Origin of the sequence: Nocardia sp. NPDC052316 (genome assembly GCF_044547795.1) — a bacterium.
Lineage (GTDB): Bacteria > Actinomycetota > Actinomycetes > Mycobacteriales > Mycobacteriaceae > Nocardia.
Map to the genome: position 1 here is coordinate 119,614 of NZ_JBIUBB010000004.1, position 18,683 is coordinate 138,296.

Consider the following 18,683-nt stretch of genomic DNA (forward strand, 5'->3'; position numbering starts at 1 on the left):
CGCCGTCAGTCCGCGCTGCTGAAGTTCGTCGGCGCATACAGCGTCACGGGCGCGGTCTTGCCTTTCAATGCGATCCCTGGCCGTGCGATCAGCTCGTCGGGCTCGGCGTGCAGCAATCGGCGGGTGTGTTCGCTCAGTAGAACGGTGTCGCCGGTCTCCCGGGTCGCCGCCTCGACGCGCGCCGCGACATTGACCGCGTCACCGATCACGCTGTAGTCGAATCGCCCTGCGCCGCCGATATTTCCGGCGATCACCTGGCCGGAGTTCAGTCCGATCCCGATCTGCAGTTCCTGCCCGGGAGCGCGCCGCACGGCCGCCGCGACGTCCAGGGCGGCGGCCAAGGCTCGGTCGGCATGATCGGGCCGCGGCAGCGGCGCGCCGAAGACGGCGAGCAGCCCGTCTCCGACGAATTTGTCGACGTGCCCTTCGTAGCGGCGCACGATCGGCACCACCAGTTCGAACAGGTCGTTGAGCGAAGCCACCACCTCCCGCGCCGGGCGTTGTTCGGCATAACCGGTGAACCCGCGCACATCGAGGAACAACGCCGTCACTTCCAGCTCGGCGCCCGCCAGCGCGGGGCCGCCACGCAGAATGTGTTCTGCGACAGCGGGATCCAGATATGTTCCGAACGCCATGCGGATCCGTTCGCGTTCGCGCAGCCCGTCGGTCATGGTGTTGAACGCGTGCGCGAGCACGCCGACCTCGTCGACCGAGACGATCGGAACCCGCACGGTCAGATCGCCGGTGCCGATGCGTTCGGCCGCGGCGCGCAGATGCGCCATCGGCGCGGTCATCGAGTTGGCCAGCAGCACCATCGGCCAACTGATTATGGCGGCGGCGACCAGCGCGGAGGCCCCGACGCCGACTGCGATGGTCACGATGGTGTGCGGACCTACCAGGCCGGCCACCACGGTGCCGACGATCACCAGCGGCCCAGGCACCGCGAGTAACAGCCGTCGGCTCAACGTGAGGCGAGCCACCGGGACGACAGCACCGTTCGGCAGTTCGGCACTGATCTCGGCCAGCACCGGGCGGATCAGCACCTCGGTGAGGTAGAAACGCACCAAAAGCCAGTACAGCCACGTCAACAACGACCCGGGGAAGAACAGCAGAAAAGCCTGCGGCGGCAGCCCGACCAGCCGGACGCCGAAGCTGTTCCACGCCACGATGAGCGCGATGACCAGCGGGTAGCTGAACCGCCGGCGCAGCGGCGCGAACGGTAGATCTGCGACCGCTCGCCACGCGGCGGCGGCGTCGGCCCGGGTATGCGTGCGTGACCAGGTGTCGAGGACGCGCAACCGGGCCCGCGTCGGGCCCACCCACAGTGCCGCGTCGCCGCCGTAGACGAGCAGCGAACTGACGGCTATCACGCACAGCCTGCCGAACGGCATTGGGACGAACAGGATCGTCAGCAGCCCGCTGCCCACGCCGACGAGACAGCCGAGCACGGGCAGCAGCCGCAGCGTCCTGATGCCGAACGCGATGTCGATGGTGCGTGCCACCTGCTCGAGGATGCTCCATCGCTTCCCGGTTGCGGGGGATGCGCGCACCGGACGGCGGGTGCTCAGGAGTGACCGGCTCGGTTGGCGGCTTCGACGACCGCGGAGACCACGCCGGGCAGGGCGGTCTCGAGGTCGCGGGTGCGTAGCCGCTGCCAGATCTGTCCGTCGACGATCACGCGTTCGATGACGCCTGCCTCGCGCAGGATCTTGAAGTGGTGAGTCGCGGTCGACTTGTTGATCATGTCGTAGAGCTCGTTGCAGCGGACCGCGGTGCCCGCATTGCTCAGTCGCCGCACCATTTCCAGTCGGATGGGGTCCTGTATCGCGCCGAGCACGGTGGACAGCGGCGCCACCGGTGTGGCCTCGACTGCCGCTTCCTTAGCTTCGGTCATGATCTACCTCACTCCATGGTTTGATGATCGTCATACCAGCTGTAGTGTCGTACGCGGTTCGATCATCATCAAACCTACCCGATCGGAGTTTCGATGACAGCGACAGTGGTGTCCACCGCTGACGAGCAGACGTCACAGCGCTGGGCCTACGGTCTGGTGCTGGCCGCGGGCGGGGTTGCGCTCGGGGTCTCCGGGGTGCCTGCCCCGCTGTACGGCATGTACCAGCAGGAGTGGCACTTCTCCCCGCTGACGACGACCTTCGTGTTCGCCGTCTACGCGTTCGCGGCGCTGGGCGCGGTCCTGGTGTCCGGCAAGATCTCGGACGTGGTCGGCCGTAAGCCGGTGCTGCTCGGAGCTTTTGTGACGATGATCGCCGGACTCGCGGTCTTCCTCCTGGCGGACAATGTCGCGATGCTGTTGGTGGCCCGCGCGTTGCACGGGTTCGCGGTCGGCGCGACGGTGGTCGCCGGTGCGGCGGCCCTGCTGGATCTGCGGCCCAAGCACGGCGCGCGCTCCGGTCAGCTCACCGGTGTGGCGTTCAATGTCGGTATGGCCGTGGCGATCCTGGGCTCGGCCCTGCTCGCGCAGTACGCGCCGCACCCGCTGCGCCTGCCGTACGTCGTCATCACCGTCATCTGCCTGCTCATCGGCGTCGGCGTCATCGCGCTGGAGGAGCCACACACCGGCCGCATCCCGGGCCGGATCCGGATCGCGAAACCGGCTGTGCCGCCGGAGATCCGCGGCGATTTCTGGTTCTCCGCGCTCGGCGTGATGGCGGCCTGGTCGGTGCTCGGCGTGCTGCTGTCGCTGTACCCGTCGCTCGCCTCGGCCGAAACCGGCATCCACAACTTGGTTTTCGGCGGCGCGGTGGTCGCGTCGACCGCGCTGGCGGGTGCCACCTCACAGTTGTTCGCGACCAGGATTCCGGCCCGCCGCGCGGCCATCGGCGGCGACACCGGGATGGCGGTGGCGTTGCTGCTCACCGTGCCCGCGCTGCACACCGGTAACTGGGTGGTTGTGCTGCTGGCCGGTGTATTGCTCGGCGCCACTTTCGGGCTCGGCTTCGGCGGATCGCTGCGCCACCTGTCCGAGGTTGTGCCGCAACACAAGCGGGGCGAAACCATGTCGGCGTACTACCTGCTCGCCTACACCGCCATGGCGTTGCCGACCATCCTGGCCGGCTGGGCCGCCACCACCTGGAGCCTGAGCGCGGTGTTCCCCTGGTTCGTCGTGGTCGTTTCGCTGGCCTGCCTGACCGCCGCCGGACTCGGGCTGCGCCGCACACCCGCGGCCGCCGAACCGGCCGCATGATCGCGGATTGGCATTTTCCGCCGCGCATCGGCTAAAGTTCCATCTCGCATCACCGAGTATTCGAGATGCGAACGCGGATGTAGCGCAGTGGTAGCGCATCACCTTGCCAAGGTGAGGGTCGCGGGTTCAAATCCCGTCATCCGCTCTCGTGCAGCCCCGGTCGCCAGTCGACCGGGGCTTTCGCCTTCGAGTGGGGGCCAGCGTTTTCGGCTGCGCGGCCCCTGGGCAACCCGGTCAGTCCGACACTCTGTGCTGGAAATCGGGATCGGAGATACGGCGGGTGTTGGCTACCAGAATGTCGGTGGTTCTGCGTATCCAATCGTTGATCGCCCGCAACTCCGTCGGTGAATACCTAGACCCCAATGCGGCCATCTCCGCACCGAACGGCCCGAAAACCGCCGACAGCAACGCGTCGACCCGCTCGTTGGGCACCAGCTCCACGAGAACCTTGCGTCTGTCGCGCGGATCACGGACTCGCTTCGCATAACCGGCCCTCTCCAGTCGATCCACCAAGCCGGTGACCGCGCCGGAGGTCAACCCCGTGTGCTCCGCGATGGTGCCCGCCGTCACCGGTCCCAGCGTGCGCAGGGTGTCCATGCACTTGCGCTCGATCGCGCTGAGTCCGAGCAACTTGCCGGTGGCGGCATGAAAGTTCACCATCGCCGACGCGAACTCGCGTCCGAGCAGGGTCGGGTCCGCAGCCTCTTCGTCGGCTACCTCTTGCGTCATCCCACCAATATAGCTTAGCTTCTAACTATCTTAGGAACTAAGAGAATTACCGACTGAGATACTTGAAGGGAACGGGGTGAAGATCCATGGACGTCATGCGGGAAAGGCGACGGCAGGTCGGCGGACTTGCCGTACGGCTCGTCGATCTGGCAATCGATCTGCTGCTACCGACGGTCGTTTTCGTCCTGCTCGCGCCGACCGGCTTGCCCGCCGCGCTCCGGCTGTTCCTCGGTGGCACGCTGCTGGCGGCCAAAGCCGTCGGCGGGGGTATTCGCCCCGGTGAATTCCGCTGGCGACCGGCCGTCCTGATGGCCGCGGTGCCCACTGCGACGCTTGTCGGGTGCTACGGCGGCGGACTGGGTGACACCGTCGGCATGGTGGCGGCCGCCGTCGTTGCGGCGCTGATCGTCATCGGTGACCTACTGCGAACCCGGCTGCGGCGCAACGATGCTCATCGGATCGACGGCTTTGCCGTGCTGGTCCTCGCCGAAGTCGTGGCCGGTGTCGTCCTGACCTCGATCAGCGGCGACGCACGTTTCGTGCTGGCGCGCAGTTCGTTCTACCTCGCCGTCGGCGGGCTCGTCATTCTCGCGACCACGTGGACGGAGCATCCGTTCATGCGTGACGCACTCGAACCCGTTGCCGCCAAGGGGGATCCGTTGCGCGCGGAAGGATTCGGCCGAACCTGGCTGAAATCGCAGCGATTCCGCTCGATATACCGATTCGTCACGGCAACGCTGGGGGCGGTGCTGCTGATAGACGCGGTACTGCGCGTCATCGTGATCTACAGCTACCCGCCGAGTGACGTGGCCGAGTCGTCACTCCTGTCCGGCCTACCGCTCATCGGCTTGATCGGGCTGTGGCTCTTCCTCAACCGCACCTTCGTCGTGCCCCGCGCCGAGCACTTACTCGATGCGGAAATGGCGCAGGACAGCGGGATACGCACGGTGAACCCACCGTCAGCGCAGGTTCAGCCCGTCGATCTCGACGCGGGCCACACCTGAACGCCGAACGCCGACGGTGGCGACGCACCGTGCTGCGTCCGCGGCGTTGTCGCGACCGGTGCCGGTCGACGGCGACGGCCGGATCAGTCGGTGAGCATCCGTGCGACTTCGTGGGCGCTGCCCCACGAGAGGCTGACGCCCCATCCGTCGTGCCCGTAGTTGTGCACGACCCTGGACTCACCGATGCGTTCCTCCTCGAGCCTGGCTTCGGCGCGACCAGGGCGCAGGCCGACCTCGTGACCGATCACCTCCGCGGCGGCGAGTTTCGGTTCGACGGCGATGCAGCGGCGCAGGATCTGCTCGGCCACCTCGGGGTCCGGGTCGAGGCTCCACTGGCCGCGTTGGCGCACGCCGCCGAGGATCAGGCGGTCGCCGTGCGGGAAGAATCCGGCCCACTCGGTGGGCGCGCCGAGCTCGACGTAGAAGTCGGTGATGCCGGGGTTGCGGACGATCACGTGCTGTCCGCGGACCGGCTGCATGGCGTCGTCGCCGGCGAGTGCGGCCGCCGCCACGCCGGTGCAATTCACCACGACCGGTGCGGCGGCCGCGGCCTCGGCGAGATCGCGCACCGTCCGCTGCTCGATCGTGACGTTCTGCGCCGCCAGCCGCCCGGTCAGGTAGCGCAGGTAGCGCGGCAGATCGATCAGCGGGGCCGTGCTCCGGAACCCCATCAACATGCCGTCGGGCAGCTCGCCGGGGGCGCACATCTCCAGATCGACCAGCTCGCTGACCCAGGAGGGCGGTTCGGACCAGAACCGCGAAACCTGAAGTCCGCGTTCGAAATGCAGGCCGGATGCCGGATCGTCCGCCAGCCGGGAGAACTCGGCGAACGTGACGCGGCTCCACGCCAGATCGCGTGCTGTGGCACCGGGTCCCCACAATCCGCTGGCCACGGCGGAGGTTGTTCGCTCCGGCGGCAGTTCCGCCCACACCCGGACCCGATGGCCCTGCTCTGCCAGGCACACCGCGGTGGTCGATCCGATGACTCCGGCCCCCAGTACCAACACATCATTCGCCATGCTCGCGACCGTACTCACGAACCGGCGCCTGCGGCTCGGAAAGCGGGAACGTGCAGGTACCAGTGCGGTATTCGGCTACGCGGCGTCGATGGGTCGTCACCCGCTCGACGCGACTGCGGCGGGGAGCGGTGCCTGTTCGACGACGACCTCGCAGGTATGTGTGCCGAGGTCGTCGAAGAACCGGTCTGCCGCGAGGATCGCCTCGGGTGGATGCACCCCCGGACGCGTCGCCAGACCGTCGACGAGCTGAGAAAGCCCGAGCGCCAACGGGATTCCCGTAGCTTCCGCCATATTGTCGATCAACGCGGAGCCCATATGGGCCAGGATCGTCAGCGGCACACCGTCTTTGCTGCCGGTCGCCACCGCGAAGAACGGCGGCAGGTTCCCCGGTGCGGCGAAGCGCCAGGACCGCGCCATCGAGCGCAGGCCACGCCACAGGGTGGGCGCGGCCAACTCGGCGGCCGCGGTCTCGTTGGTGAGCGCGCCCCTGTCGATGTCGGTACGCAGCACGTCCAGGAAGGCTGCGGTGCCGGGCGTGACGATCATCAGGTTCGCCACGCGTCCTGTCGGTTGCAGAGTCCAGTGCAGGGTGACCGGTTCGGGATGGCCGACGGTGTATGCCGTGCCGGTGCGCCCTCCGGGCAGTGTCAACGGCACCGGCTGTAGCGGCGGTTCCGGTACCAGCTGCCCGGCCCGGACCACCGTGATCGCCCCGCTGATCTGTTGCATCCAGTGCACGGCCGCCGCGGTCGGTAACCCGTCCGGACCCGTGAGCTCGAGGCCATCCGAATTGCCTGCGCCGGGCACATCCACCGGCCAGGCGGTGTAGACATCCTCGACATGGTCGAGTTCGCGAGCGGCGCGGGCCGCCAGCATATTGCTCACGCCGGGACTCGCACCGATCCCGACGATCGCGCAGACGCCCGCGGCGCGCGCATCGCCGTCGTATTCGAGCATCTGCATCGTGGGTTCCCAGTCGTCGCAGATGTCGAGGTAGTGCGTCCCGGTCTCGATCGCCGCCCGCAGTACCGTCAGACCGAAACGGTAATACGGGCCAACGGTATTCAGTACGACATCGACCTCGCCGAGGGCGCCGTAGAGCGTTGCGCGATCGGTCACGTCGACCTGTCGGGCCCGCAATTCGGCGCCCGAACCCGACAATCGGCCGACGACCGCGCGCGCCGCGGCCACATCGCGGTCGGCCACGACGATCTCCCGCACGCCGGGCAGCCCTGCCGCGGTCCGCACCGCCACCGACCCCATCGCGCCCGCCCCGCCCAACGCCAGCACCCGCATGCCCATCCTCCTTCGACTACGCAATATCGTTCATTGCGTCTACGATCGACGGTAACATGAACGATTATGCGGTGCGGGTGCTGTGTGAACCGCCGATCGGGCCGGTGCGGCGGCTGATCCTGCTGGAGGCGGTGGGTGGCCTTGCTTTCGCATCGGTCGCGCTGCCGCTCAGTGGGCCCGAGGTGGAGCTCCCCGACTGGGTTCAGCTGCTCGGCTTGGGACTGCTCGTCGCGATGTGGTTCTCGACGCTGCGCACCTGGCGAGGCGTGGTAGGCCCGCGAGCATGGGCGGGTGCGACCGCGCTCCGGCACCAGATCCGTGGCGAGCGCAGGCTGCGCCGAGGTGCGGTGCTCTACTCGGCGTTGCTGGTGCTGCGCACGCCGGTGCCGCCGACGTGGACGCGATTCTGGTTCGCGACAACCGTGCTGACCGCCGTGGCGTCGGCACTCGCACTGGCTGTGTCAATTACTGCGAAATACTTTGGGGGTCAGCATGTTCCGCGATGCCGCTGACGGCATCGGCGTAAGCCCGGAAAAGTTTTGGCGGCGTGGACGTCTCGGCCGCGAGCAACAGGGCCCAGCACTCGGCGACCACGCCGCGGGCCTTGGTCCCAGCCCACGGTTGCGGCAGCAATTGTGGCGGCAGCAGGGGATCGGGTTCCATCGCGCGAGTGAACTCGGCGGCCAGTTCGATGGTCACAGTCAGCAATTCGTTGTCGGACAACGGAGCGGTACGCAACCGGCGCAACGTGCGCCGCGCGAAGTCCATAAGTCGGCGATGGCGCGCGGCGATCTCGTCCAGCGGCCACAGTCGTGCCGCGATGCGGCGCGGTGCCTCGGTATGCCCGACACGAAGGTCGGTCGTGGTGAATGTGGTGAGGTGGTCGGTGACGTCGAGTTCGGCGGCGAGTGCGTCCAAATGTGGCTCCCACGCGTTCGGGCTCACATACAGTCCGCCCTGGATCGGAGCGCCCCCGAGCCGAACGATGCCGTCGCGCATGGCATCTCGGGCCGAGCGGGCGGTCTCGGGAATGGCGAAGGCGGCCAGATGCCACAGCCCGTCCCAGGCGGCCTCGCCGCGATCCTGCGCGAACATGTAGCGCACGAACTCCACGTCGGGCGCGAGCGCGCTCGCCGTCGCCGCGGTGGCACGCAGAATTGCCTTGCGCCCCCGCCCCTCCTGGGTGAACTGCCCGTCCGCGACCAGGCGGCGCACGCACAGCCGGACCTGCTGATCGGTCATGCCGAGCGCGTTCGCGACCGTGTACAGCGCGCCGGCGTCGATGGTGGAATCCTCCCGGACCATGCTCTCCACGAGAGTCCGCGTCGTCACCTCTACGCTGTGCGTCTCCACCATCCGCCCTCTCGGCCCGGTCGATACTGATGCGCTCAGCATACAAACGATGGTTTTCAGAACGAACGATTGGAGTCGATATGTCCTCGGAAGGATCGCGCGCCGAGCCCGGAGCCCCTCGTGCCGAACCTGGGACATCGCGTGGTGGGCGCGGAGTGTCGGGTACCGAATCCGATGCGTCGCGCGTCGAATCGGGCGCGTTGCACGGTGGGCGCGGAGTGCCGGGTGGCGAATCCGATGCGTCGCGCGTTGAGCCTGGGCCATCGAGTGCCGGATCGGGCCCGTCGCGTGGTGTGCGTGGGGTGTCTGGTGCCGACTCCGAGGCGTCGCGTGCCGAACCTGGTACCTCGCGCGCTGTGCCCGGCACGTCGCGCGTCCAACCCGGCACCTCGCGCGCGGAACCCGGAACATCGCGCGCCCAATCGGTTCCGTGGCGTCGCCGAATACTGTTGTCGCTCACCGTGGTTCTGGTATCGATCGGCACAGCCGGTGGCTGGGTGCTGTATCAGAACAGCTATGACCTGCGCGAACAACGCGTGACGATTCCCGGCAGCGCACAGCCGCTGAATGGTGTGCTCGCGCTGCCCGAGGAGGGTACGGCGCCGTTCGGGTTGGTGGTTTTCGTCCACGGTGACGGGCCGGTCGACGCGACGCACGACACGTTCTACCGTCCGATCTGGGAGTCGTTGGCGCGGGCGGGGTATGCGTCGCTGTCCTGGGACAAGCCGGGCGTGGCGGGGGCGCCCGGTGACTGGCTGAACCAGACCATGGCGGACCGGACCACCGAGACTCTCGACGCGATTGCCTGGGCCAGAACGCGTGCGGAGATCGATCCGGCCCGGATCGGCCTGTGGGGTGCGAGCCAAGCGGGTTGGGTGCTGCCCGCGGTCGCCGCGCGAGATCCGGGGCTGCAGTTCATGATCGCGGTTTCGCCCGCCGTCAACTGGCTCCAACAAGGCCGCTACCACACGATTGCCACGCTGACCGTCGAGCACGCAGGCCCGGCGCGGATCGACGCCGCGATCGCCGACAGCGAACGCACCCGTCGGCTGTTGCGCGAAGGCGCGACCTTCGAACAAGCCCGTGCGGCAGGCGCCGTCACCTCGGACATGACGCCACAGCGCTGGCGGTTCATTCAGCAGAACTACACCGCCGACGCCTCCACCGACCTCGCCGCCGTCCGCATCCCCGTGCTACTCGTGCTGGCCGACTACGACATCAACGTCGACGTCGCCGACACCGAAGCCCGCTACCGTCAACTGCTCCCCGCCGACCTGCTGCGTATCGAGCACTACCGCAACGCCACCCATTCCTTGGTGCGCAAGGACATCGAGGACAGCACGGTCAAGACGGTCTTTTTCGCCATCGCCGCACCCCGATCACTGTTCGCGACCGGCTTTCTGGACGATCAGTGCCGCTTCGTGCAGGACGTCGACCGAGCCCGGTGATCACGATTCCGCGATCACGAACCAGCTGTGCGCTCGGTCGCTTCGGCAGCCCCGGTGATATTGCGAACCATCCCCCCGAACACGATCTCGTGGAACGGCGAGATCGCCTTCCAATACGCATGCCCGGACAACCCACGCGGCTCGAAGATGGCGCGCTGCCGATACATCGTCCCGCCCCCGGCATCCGGCTCCGCCGACAGTTCCAGCCAGGCATCACCCGGCACTCGCATCTCGGCACGCAGCCGGAGCAGCCGCGGCCGTTCGATGTGTTCGACGCGCCACCAGTCCAGCGCTTCCCCCGCCCGCAACCGGTGCGGATCGCGCCGCCCGCGCCGCAGCCCGGCACCGCCGGCGATCCGGTCGATCCAGCCGCGCACCGACCAGGCCAGCGGGAACGAATACCACCCGTGCTCACCGCCGATGGACTCGATGACCTGCCAGACGGTGGCAGGGTCGGCGTCGGTGTGCCGCTCGCGGACATCCTGGTAGAGGGTCCCGCCGGACCAATCCGGGTCGCTGGGCAGCGGGTCCGACGGCGCGCCGGGCGTATCGGCGTCGGACCAGCGGGTCGGCACATCGAAGTCGCGGATCCGGGCCAGCGCGAGTTCCACCGCGCGCTCGAATCCGGTCAGGCCGTCCGGTGGGTCCGGGATGTGGTCGGCGATGTCGTGGTCGCCACAGACGACCTCGTGCACCAGTGACTCGATCAACGGCACGGCGATCGCGCGCGGCACCGGCGTGACCAGGTTGACCCACTGCGCCGACAGCCAGGGTGTCAACACCGGCACCGGGACCACCGCGCGCCGCGGCAGCTTGGCGATCACCGCGTATCTGCGGAGCATGTCGAGGTAGGTCAGGACGTCGGGGCCGCCGATGTCGAACGAACGGTTCACCTCGGGGCCGAGCGTGCCCGCGTGGGTGAGGTAGTAGAGCACATCGCGGATCGCGATCGGCTGGATGCGGTTGTGTACCCAGCGCGGCGTGATCATGGCGGGCAGCCGTTCGGACAGATACCGCAGCATTTCGAAGCTCGCCGACCCGGACCCGATGATCACCGCGGCCCGGAACTCGACGGTGGGCACGCCCGAGCCGAGCAGGATCTCACCGACCTCCGCCCGCGACGACAGGTGCGGTGACAGCTGCTCGCCCTGCGGAATGATGCCGCCCAGATACACGATCCTGGACAGTCCGGCCGTGGCGGCCGCGCTCGCCACGACGCGGGCCGCCCGGCGATCGATGTCGACGAAGTCGCGCTGGGTCAACGAGTGCACCAGGTAGTACAGAATCTCCTGGTTCTCCAGGGCGGCGGTGACCGACGCCGAGTCGGTGACGTCACCGGCGACGATCTCCACGTCGTCGCGCCACGGGGCCTCGTCGAGTTTGCCGGGCGTGCGCACCATCAGCCGCACCGAATGGCCTGCCGCCAAGAGCTCCGGGACCAGTCGTCCGCCGATGTAGCCGGTCGCGCCGAACACAACACATCTCATGGACAGCCTCCGAGTCGCGGTGCGATGGGTGGTCCGAGGCACGCTGGGTGCCGCACACCATGTCTACCGGACAGGGGTGACAGCGCCGCTGTGTCAGTCGGTGGGGGCTGCCGTTTCCTGCAGTACCCGCCAGCTGTACCGGGGCGGGTTGCCCTCCGTGGTGAGCACCGCGGTCGACCAGCGATCGGCGTGCTTTCCGTCGCGATGGTGGCGCTCCATGAAGCGGACCACCGTCACGTTTCCCTCGTTGAGCAGCACCTCCGCCTCGGAGATCTCGATATCGAGTCCGGGCGCGGAGTTGCGCGCGCGGCGCAGCCCCGACAGCAGCTCCGAGCTGCTTACCCGGGTGCCCTGCATGGTCACCATGGAGAACGTGGCGTGCTGGGTCGCGGCGAACCGTTCCAGCACATCGGGCTCGGCGTCGGTCCCCAGCCAGGTGGACAGCAGGGCGTGCACGGTCTCGACCTCGGCGATCGGATCCAGCGAATCGGAAGCGGACATGTCCGCAGACTACTCGAGAAGTCCGGCCGATCAGTCGAGCGACGCGGCTCGGGCCTGTGTCCGCGGGCGCCGAGCCGTCGCAAGTGCGACGTCGCCGAGCGGCACCGGGCGAGCACGGCTCTCCACGATGTGCCCCACATGGATAGAGGACATTTGAAAGATTTTGGGGCGCAGGGTTAGCCGATCTTGTCCGGTAGTCGACGGGCGGCAATGCGGCTACCATGCGCTAATGCGATGGGGGCGGTTGGGCGACCGACTGCACCGCCAGGCGTTACTGCTTGCGGTGCTGGTGGCGGTCGTCTGCGGCCTCGGTATCGCGCTGCTCACCTGGTGGCTGCTCTGGCTGGCGCTGGGCGCGGAGGCCGAGACACCGAATCAGTTGGAGCTGACCAAGATCGCGCTGGCGGTGGTGGCCGGAGTCGGTGGCGCCGTCGCGCTCGTGGTGGCCTATCGGCGGCAGCGCGACCTCGAACGCGGACGCTTCGCCGACCTGTTCGGCGCCGCCGCGCGGCAACTCGGCGATGCCGACGTGGCGGTGCGGATCGCCGGGGTCTACGCGATGGCCGGGGTCGCCGACGAGTTCCGCTCGCCGAGCAGGCGTCAGCAATGTGTCGACGTGCTCTGCGGTTACCTCCGCCTGCCCTACGATCCGGTGGCCGGTGCGAATCACCTTGCATCCCAGGCGGAAACGGTGGACGAGTCGGGCCTGAAGGTCGAACGGGTCTATCAGTTCCGGCAGAACGACCGGGAGGTGCGCCGCACCATCGTGCAGGTGATCGCCGCGCATCTACAGCGGTCGGCCGAGATATCCTGGTCCGACTGCGAGTTCACCTTCACCAACGCGGTGATCGAACGCGGCGACTTCCGGTACGCGATCTTCCGGGGACGCAACATCTCGTTCGCCCGCGCGGTCTTCATCGGCCGCACCACGTTCGAGCACGCGCTCTTCGCCGGTCCGCACGTCACCTTCCGCGACGCGGTCTTCGAAGGCGGCCCGGTGCTGTTCGAGCATGCGCGGTTCGGCCCGGCCCGGCCCGAGAAGGCCGACCGCGCTGGTTACGGCACCACCTTCGACGGCGCGACGTTCGACGGTTCGGTGTCGTTCGAGAACGCCGTCTTCACCGGCCCGCGCACCACCTTCGGCGGCATTCGCTGCACCGGCGCCCGAACCTCGTTCCAGGACACGAAGTTCCACGCCGAGCTCACCTCGTTCGAACGCGCCACCCTGGACGGCCAGCACCTCGCCTTCACCGGCGCGGACATCGCCAGCTCGCGAATCACCTTCGCCGACGCCCAGTTCGAGGCGAGCGCCGTCGTATTCGATGACACTCGCATCGGCGCTCCCGCCCGCATGCGCAACCGGGGTACCCGCGAAACGGACTTCAGCGGAGCCGAATTCCACGGCACGACCACCTTCGCGGGCACCACGTTCGCAGGCCGCTCCGTCGATTTCACCGAGGGTGACTTCTTCGGCGACATCTCCTTCGTCGATGCCCGCTTCACCGCCACCGAGGTCACCTTCGACCGACCCAAGGCTTGGGTCGGCACCCACTTCGACTGGGATGACATCCCGACCCGCAAGCCGGCCAATATCAAACCCAACCCGTGGCCGCCGGAGCAGCCCGGCGACTGACGGCCTGGACGAAGCAGGGGCGGCATCCGGGTGGACGCCGCCCCTGGATCTTTCAGCTGGGCCAGCCGCCGTACGGGACGGTGATCAATTCCATGAAGTGGCCGTTGGGATCCAGGAAGTAGACGCCGCGGCCGCCGTCATTGTGATTGATCTCGTTGACACCCTGCTGGCGCGGGTCGGCCCAATGATCCAGTTTGTAGCGCTGGATCTTGGCGTATGCCGCGTCGAATTCGGGCTCCGAGATCAGGAATGCGTAATGCTGGGGCTGAATTTCGGTGACATGCGGTGGCACATTCGCGAAATCGAAGGTGACCGAATTATCCAGGGGGAGCGGAATGAACGGACCCCACTCGGCCCCGAGCTCCGCGCCCAGAATGTCTGCCCAGAATTCGGCGGTCACTCGACTATCGTGGCAACCGACAATGGTGTGATTGAACTGTACTGACAGTGGAATTTTCTCCTTGTGCGGTGACGGTCCCGACCCCGGGCTCGGTACAAGGCGGCCAACGGGAGCACCGTCACGGTCGAAGACGCTAGCAAACATCCCATGGATTTCGCCAGTATCCAGTGACAGAGACCATGTTTCGCCCCAGCGCTACAGCGCCTCAGCTCGCAGCGCCGCAACCCCCTCGCGCCGCAACCCCCTCGCACCTCATCGCGGCAGGCGCAGCGCGACGCGATAGCCGCGATCCGCGGTCGGTCCGGATTCGAAACTGCCACCGAGAAGTTCGGCGCGCTCGGCCAGCCCGACCAGGCCGTGCCGCGAGCTGGGCAAGGGCACCGCGGGCCGGGTCGGCTCGGTGTTGGTGACCGTGACGCCGAAGTGGCCGCCGTCCTGCCAGAGCTCGACGGTGGCGGTCGCGCCCGGTGCGTGCTTGCGGACGTTGGTGAGCGCCTCCTGCACCGTGCGATAGACGGTGCGCTGGCCGGGCGCGCTGAGCTCGTCGGGCAGATCGCCGCGCAGCTCGACCCGAATACCGCTGGAGTCGAGCAATTTTCGCAGATCCGCGAGGGTCGGCTGCGGGGTGAGCTCGGTGCTCTGGCCGCCCGCGGCGCGCAGCAGGGTGACCATGTGGCGGAGCTCATCCAGTGTATCGACGCTGAGCCTGCGGATGGTGCGCGCCGCCTCGGCCGCGTCGGCGTCGGTGGCCGCGACCTGGAGCGCGCCCGCGCGCACGGCGATCAAACTGACCTGATGGGCGACCACATCGTGCATTTCGCGGCCGATCTGCGCGCGTTCCCGCGCGAGCACCGCTTGGGCGTGCAGCCGCCGTTCGTGGTCGCGCGCCTCCTCGATCTCGACCAACCGGGCGGACAGATCGCGGCGGGTCCGCACGAGTTGGCCGAGCAGCACCGGGGCACCCGCCCAGGCCAGCGAGTAAGCAAAGGTGGTGATGATGTCCCGCTGGGCGACGGACTCGCCGGGCGGCCACGGCGTGGACACGGCGATCGAGGTGACGAGCACGGAGCCACACAGGAGCGCGCGGTTGGTCGTGCGCTCGGCCAGCGAGTACAGCGCGATAGCGGGTGCGGCGAGAACCGCGAGCAGCAAGCTCGCGGGCAGTGTCGCTGCGAAGGCCAGCAGGGGCAGGTGGCGGCGCAGCAGCAAGGCCGCGCAGCCGATCGCCGCCGCAGCGAACTCGGCGCGCGAGGTGACTTCGCCGTCGGCGAGGACGTCGGCCACCGCGATCGCGACCAGCACGAGATCGATCAGCCACGGCGGAAGCCGGTTCACGACAGCAGTCCCGCTCGTTGCGCCAGCAGCGCCGCTTGCACGCGGCTGCTCACCCGCAACTTGGTGAAGATCGCGCTGACGTGATCCTTGATCGTGCCGACGCTCAGGTGGATCCGCTGGCCGATCTCGGCGTTCGACAGCCCCTCGGCGATCAGCACGAGCACCGCTTGTTCCCGTTCGGTGAGCCGGTGCACGCGCGCCGCGTCCGCGTCGATATCGGCGGCGATGGCGGGTTCGGCGTTGCGCAACAACGCGGCCGAGACCTTCGGCGACAGCACCACACCGCCCGCGGCGAGGGTGCGGGTGAGCTGCGCCAGTTGTTCGGGCTCGGTGTCTTTGAGGACGAAACCCGCTGCGCCGGAACGCAATGCGGACAGAATGTAATCGTCGGTGTCGAAGGTCGTCAGCATCGCGACCGCAGGCGGCTCCGACAGGGCACGCAACCGACGCAGCACCGTCAGCCCATCGACGTCGGGCATCCGGATATCGAGCAGCACCACATCCGGTCGCGCCGCCGTGACGGCCGCCAGCGCCGCCGAGCCGGTCGCCGTCGCCACCACCTCGATGTCGGCGGCCGCATTCAGAATCATCTCGAAACCGGACCGCACCAGCGCCTCGTCATCCACGACCACCACCCGAATCACCCGCCACACCTCCTCCGGCACCGCACCTGCCCGTGAGCCTAGATCCGGGCGGTGAGCACACCCGACAGGGAGGGGCTCGGGCAGCCGGTCGGCGGGGGCGCGCCAGCCGGTCGGCGGGTGGCAGATCGCCGACCAGGGGAGATGGTCCGGACGCGTGCCGGATACCGCACCGGCGCGCAGCCCTCGACGCTGAAGCGATGGGACACAACGTGATTCCAGCACTGCCTGCTGCGCGGGTTGGTGATGCGGCAGGGCAGCCCGGTGGCGCTGCGCGGTCGGGCACGGTGCTGGTGGATCACCAGGTCCGGGCCGGTGTGCGGTTGGTGGGGGTGGATCTCGCACGGGGGTTGGCGGTGCTCGGGATGTACGCCGCGCACGTGGGGCCGGAGCCGCAGCGGGGTGGCGTCCTCGGGTTCGTCATGGAGGTGACGCACGGGCGGTCTTCGGCGTTGTTCGCGTTCTTGGCGGGGTTCTCGATCCTGCTGATCGCCGGGCGCCGGGTGCCGAAGACGGGGCGGGCGGGGCGGCAGGCGCGGGTGAAGATACTGATCCGGGCGGTGATCCTGCTGGTGCTGGGTACCGCGCTGACGGCGTCGGGGACCAAGGTCGAGGTGATCCTGGCCTATTACGGGTTGTACTTCCTGCTGGCGCTGCCGTTCACCCGGTTGCGCGCGGGCACGTTGGCCGTGGTGGCGGCGGTGAGCGCGCTGGTGCTCCCGCAAATCGTGGCAGTGGTGATCGCCACGGACGCCGGGTGGACCGCCGCGGTCACCCGCTTCGATCCGCTCGCCTGGTTGAGCGGGCGCGGCGATCCGAGCAGCAGCGATGACGGCGTGGTCGGGCTGTTGCTGACCGGCGGCTACCCGGCGCTCAGTTGGTTGCCGTTCGTGATCGCGGGCATGGCGGTCGCGCGACTCGACCTGGCCGACACCGTGATTCGGGTTCGGCTCGCGGCCACCGGTATCGGCTTGGCGTCGCTCGGTTACTGCGGTTCCGCGCTGGCACTGTATTTCGCGTCCGATACGGCGGCACCGGGAATCATGTACGCGCCATGGTGGTCCGACATGGCCGAGGATCCGGCGGGCTGGCGGTATCAGCTGAGCGCCATGCCGCACAGCGAAACCACCCTGTCGATCGTCGGGAACACCGGTGTCGCGCTCGCGGTGCTCATTGCCTGCCTGGCCGCCTGCGATGGGTCCTGGCGGTTCCGGCGGGTGGCCACGCCCTTGATCGCGGTCGGCAGCATGTCATTGACCGCCTACGTATTCCACGTCGCCGCGATCGCCGTGCTGGGCTTCGAGGTCCTGCCCGCCGGTTCACTCCCGGTGCTGCTCGGACTGAGTGCGATCATCATGATGTTCGCGTACTGCTGGTCCCGCTTCTTCCACCGCGGACCGCTGGAATGGTTGCTGTACCGCGCCACCGGGGTCGCCGAGCGGGTGCGATAGCTCGCCCCTGTGCCTGGGACAGTGTGGACGGTAGCGTCGGCGGAATGAAGATTCGTGGGGCGGTCCTGGAGCGGATCGCGGCGCCCGTGCCGTTCGCCGAGTCGGCGCCGATCAGTGTGGGTGAGTTGGAGCTCGGCGAGCCGGCGGCGGGGGAGCTGCTGGTGCGGATCGAGGCGGCCGGACTGTGCCATTCGGACCTGTCGGTGGTCGACGGTAATCGGGTGCGGCCGGTGCCGATGCTGCTGGGCCACGAGGCGGCGGGGCGGGTCGAGGCGATCGGTCCCGGCGGCAGCGATCTCGCGATCGGGCAGCGCGTGGTGATGACGTTCCTGCCGCGCTGCGGCGAATGCGCGGGGTGCGCGACCGACGGCCGGACGCCGTGCGTGCCGGGCAGTGTCGCCAACAACGCGGGTGAACTGCTCGGCGGCGGGCGGCGGCTGCGCCGCGACGGCGCCGAGGTGCACCATCACCTGGGGGTGTCCGCCTTCGCGACGCACGCGGTGGTGGACCGCAGGTCGGTGGTGCCGGTGGACGACGACGTGCCGCCCGAGGTGGCGGCTGTGCTCGGCTGTGCGGTGCTGACCGGCGGTGGCGCACTGTTGAATTCGGCGAAGCCGGGGCCGGGCGACCGGATCATGGTGGTCGGGCTCGGCGGGGTCGGTATGGCGGCGGTGCTGGTCGCGGTGTCGTTGGCGGCCGATGGCCACGAGGTCTTCGCCGTGGACACCGTTGCGGAAAAACTCGCTTTGGCAACAGAGTTGGGCGCCACTGCGGCGTACACGCCGGCGCAGGTGGCCGAGCTGGGTGTGCGGGCGGAGATCGTGGTGGAGGCGGCGGGCAACATCCGTGCCTTCGAAACCGCTGTCGCCGCAACGGCTCCCGGCGGTACCACGGTGACCGTTGGCCTGCCCGCCCCGGACGCTCGCGCCAGTATTTCGCCGCTTGCCCTTGTCGCGCAGGGGCGTTCGATCGTCGGCAGCTATTTGGGCTCGGCCGTTCCCGCCCGTGACATTCCGGCCTATGTCCGTATGTGGCGCGAAGGCAGGCTGCCCGTCGAACGTCTGGTGTCCGCGCACATCGGCCTCGAGGAGATCAACCGCGCCATGGACGAACTCGCCGCGGGGCATGCCCTGCGGCAGGTCATCGTTTTCGACTGACGAAAACACCTTCGGTAGGCGGAT

At 68.4% G+C, this 18,683-nt stretch carries 18 protein-coding genes and 1 tRNA gene; 8 read left to right on the forward strand and 11 right to left on the reverse strand.

What is annotated here, in order from left to right:
* Positions 1 to 5: 5 nt before the first annotated feature.
* On the reverse strand, positions 6 to 1,502 hold the full coding sequence (locus ACIHA7_RS18820; RefSeq protein ID WP_397291046.1) for an adenylate/guanylate cyclase domain-containing protein: 1,497 nt from the start codon (positions 1,500 to 1,502) through the stop codon (positions 6 to 8).
* Between the two features lie 62 nt (positions 1,503 to 1,564).
* Entirely contained in the window at positions 1,565 to 1,894 is a 330-nt protein-coding gene (locus tag ACIHA7_RS18825) for an ArsR/SmtB family transcription factor (protein ID WP_397291047.1), read from the reverse strand.
* Positions 1,895 to 1,987: 93 nt separating this feature from the next.
* Here ACIHA7_RS18825 and ACIHA7_RS18830 point away from each other — a divergent pair, with 93 nt between their 5' ends.
* Positions 1,988 to 3,205, forward strand: a complete 1,218-nt coding sequence (locus ACIHA7_RS18830) for an MFS transporter (RefSeq protein ID WP_397291050.1) — start codon at positions 1,988 to 1,990, stop codon at positions 3,203 to 3,205.
* 73 nt (positions 3,206 to 3,278) lie between these two features.
* Positions 3,279 to 3,350: transfer RNA gene (locus ACIHA7_RS18835), tRNA-Gly, on the forward strand.
* A gap of 89 nt (positions 3,351 to 3,439) precedes the next feature.
* Here the strand turns inward: ACIHA7_RS18835 and ACIHA7_RS18840 are convergent.
* Positions 3,440 to 3,934: a MarR family winged helix-turn-helix transcriptional regulator gene (locus ACIHA7_RS18840; protein WP_397291052.1), complete on the reverse strand. Its 495-nt coding sequence runs from the start codon at positions 3,932 to 3,934 to the stop codon at positions 3,440 to 3,442.
* A gap of 86 nt (positions 3,935 to 4,020) precedes the next feature.
* On the opposite strand from ACIHA7_RS18840, the gene ACIHA7_RS18845 reads away from it, so the two are divergent.
* Positions 4,021 to 4,938 (forward strand): VC0807 family protein, encoded by a 918-nt coding sequence (locus tag ACIHA7_RS18845; RefSeq protein WP_397291055.1) that lies wholly within the window; start codon positions 4,021 to 4,023, stop codon positions 4,936 to 4,938.
* Between the two features lie 83 nt (positions 4,939 to 5,021).
* Here the strand turns inward: ACIHA7_RS18845 and ACIHA7_RS18850 are convergent, their stop codons facing one another.
* Entirely contained in the window at positions 5,022 to 5,957 is a 936-nt protein-coding gene (locus tag ACIHA7_RS18850) for an FAD-dependent oxidoreductase (protein WP_397291057.1), read from the reverse strand.
* 96 nt (positions 5,958 to 6,053) lie between these two features.
* Positions 6,054 to 7,253, reverse strand: coding sequence for a saccharopine dehydrogenase family protein (locus ACIHA7_RS18855; RefSeq protein ID WP_397291059.1), 1,200 nt, complete (start codon positions 7,251 to 7,253; stop codon positions 6,054 to 6,056).
* Between the two features lie 56 nt (positions 7,254 to 7,309).
* Here ACIHA7_RS18855 and ACIHA7_RS18860 point away from each other — a divergent pair, with 56 nt between their 5' ends.
* Positions 7,310 to 7,765 (forward strand): hypothetical protein, encoded by a 456-nt coding sequence (locus tag ACIHA7_RS18860; protein ID WP_397291062.1) that lies wholly within the window; start codon positions 7,310 to 7,312, stop codon positions 7,763 to 7,765.
* Here ACIHA7_RS18860 and ACIHA7_RS18865 read toward each other — a convergent pair.
* Positions 7,719 to 8,609 (reverse strand): PaaX family transcriptional regulator C-terminal domain-containing protein, encoded by an 891-nt coding sequence (locus tag ACIHA7_RS18865; RefSeq protein ID WP_397293088.1) that lies wholly within the window; start codon positions 8,607 to 8,609, stop codon positions 7,719 to 7,721. The two genes, ACIHA7_RS18860 and ACIHA7_RS18865, sit on opposite strands and share 47 nt — an antisense overlap.
* Before the next feature lie 440 nt (positions 8,610 to 9,049).
* Here ACIHA7_RS18865 and ACIHA7_RS18870 point away from each other — a divergent pair, with 440 nt between their 5' ends.
* On the forward strand, positions 9,050 to 10,054 hold the full coding sequence (locus ACIHA7_RS18870; RefSeq protein ID WP_397293089.1) for an alpha/beta hydrolase family protein: 1,005 nt from the start codon (positions 9,050 to 9,052) through the stop codon (positions 10,052 to 10,054).
* Between the two features lie 14 nt (positions 10,055 to 10,068).
* Here ACIHA7_RS18870 and ACIHA7_RS18875 read toward each other — a convergent pair whose 3' ends face one another.
* Both ACIHA7_RS18875 and ACIHA7_RS18880 read right to left on the reverse strand, forming a co-directional pair.
* The gene (locus ACIHA7_RS18875) at positions 10,069 to 11,541 is read right to left on the reverse strand and encodes an SDR family oxidoreductase (RefSeq protein ID WP_397291064.1); all 1,473 of its coding nucleotides are present in this window, start codon (positions 11,539 to 11,541) and stop codon (positions 10,069 to 10,071) included.
* 93 nt (positions 11,542 to 11,634) lie between these two features.
* The gene (locus ACIHA7_RS18880) at positions 11,635 to 12,042 is read right to left on the reverse strand and encodes a hypothetical protein (RefSeq protein WP_397291066.1); all 408 of its coding nucleotides are present in this window, start codon (positions 12,040 to 12,042) and stop codon (positions 11,635 to 11,637) included.
* A gap of 229 nt (positions 12,043 to 12,271) precedes the next feature.
* On the opposite strand from ACIHA7_RS18880, the gene ACIHA7_RS18885 reads away from it, so the two are divergent.
* Positions 12,272 to 13,675 (forward strand): pentapeptide repeat-containing protein, encoded by a 1,404-nt coding sequence (locus ACIHA7_RS18885; RefSeq protein WP_397291068.1) that lies wholly within the window; start codon positions 12,272 to 12,274, stop codon positions 13,673 to 13,675.
* Positions 13,676 to 13,727: 52 nt separating this feature from the next.
* On the opposite strand, the gene ACIHA7_RS18890 is transcribed toward ACIHA7_RS18885, so the two are convergent.
* The 3 genes from ACIHA7_RS18890 to ACIHA7_RS18900 all read right to left on the reverse strand — a co-directional run bounded on the left by ACIHA7_RS18890 (position 13,728) and on the right by ACIHA7_RS18900 (position 16,075).
* A complete protein-coding gene (locus ACIHA7_RS18890; RefSeq protein ID WP_107660748.1) occupies positions 13,728 to 14,123 on the reverse strand; it encodes a VOC family protein in 396 nt (131 codons plus the stop codon).
* A gap of 204 nt (positions 14,124 to 14,327) precedes the next feature.
* Positions 14,328 to 15,410, reverse strand: coding sequence for a sensor histidine kinase (locus ACIHA7_RS18895; protein ID WP_397291070.1), 1,083 nt, complete (start codon positions 15,408 to 15,410; stop codon positions 14,328 to 14,330).
* Complete coding sequence (locus tag ACIHA7_RS18900) at positions 15,407 to 16,075, reverse strand: response regulator (RefSeq protein WP_397291072.1); 669 nt, start codon at positions 16,073 to 16,075, stop codon at positions 15,407 to 15,409. The genes ACIHA7_RS18895 and ACIHA7_RS18900 overlap by 4 nt, the downstream gene beginning before the upstream one ends.
* A 176-nt stretch (positions 16,076 to 16,251) precedes the next feature.
* Between ACIHA7_RS18900 and ACIHA7_RS18905 the strand changes: the two genes are divergently transcribed.
* Positions 16,252 to 17,502 (forward strand): DUF418 domain-containing protein, encoded by a 1,251-nt coding sequence (locus ACIHA7_RS18905; protein ID WP_397291074.1) that lies wholly within the window; start codon positions 16,252 to 16,254, stop codon positions 17,500 to 17,502.
* A gap of 44 nt (positions 17,503 to 17,546) precedes the next feature.
* On the forward strand, positions 17,547 to 18,659 hold the full coding sequence (locus tag ACIHA7_RS18910) for an alcohol dehydrogenase catalytic domain-containing protein (RefSeq protein WP_397291076.1): 1,113 nt from the start codon (positions 17,547 to 17,549) through the stop codon (positions 18,657 to 18,659).
* Positions 18,660 to 18,683: the final 24 nt, after the last annotated feature.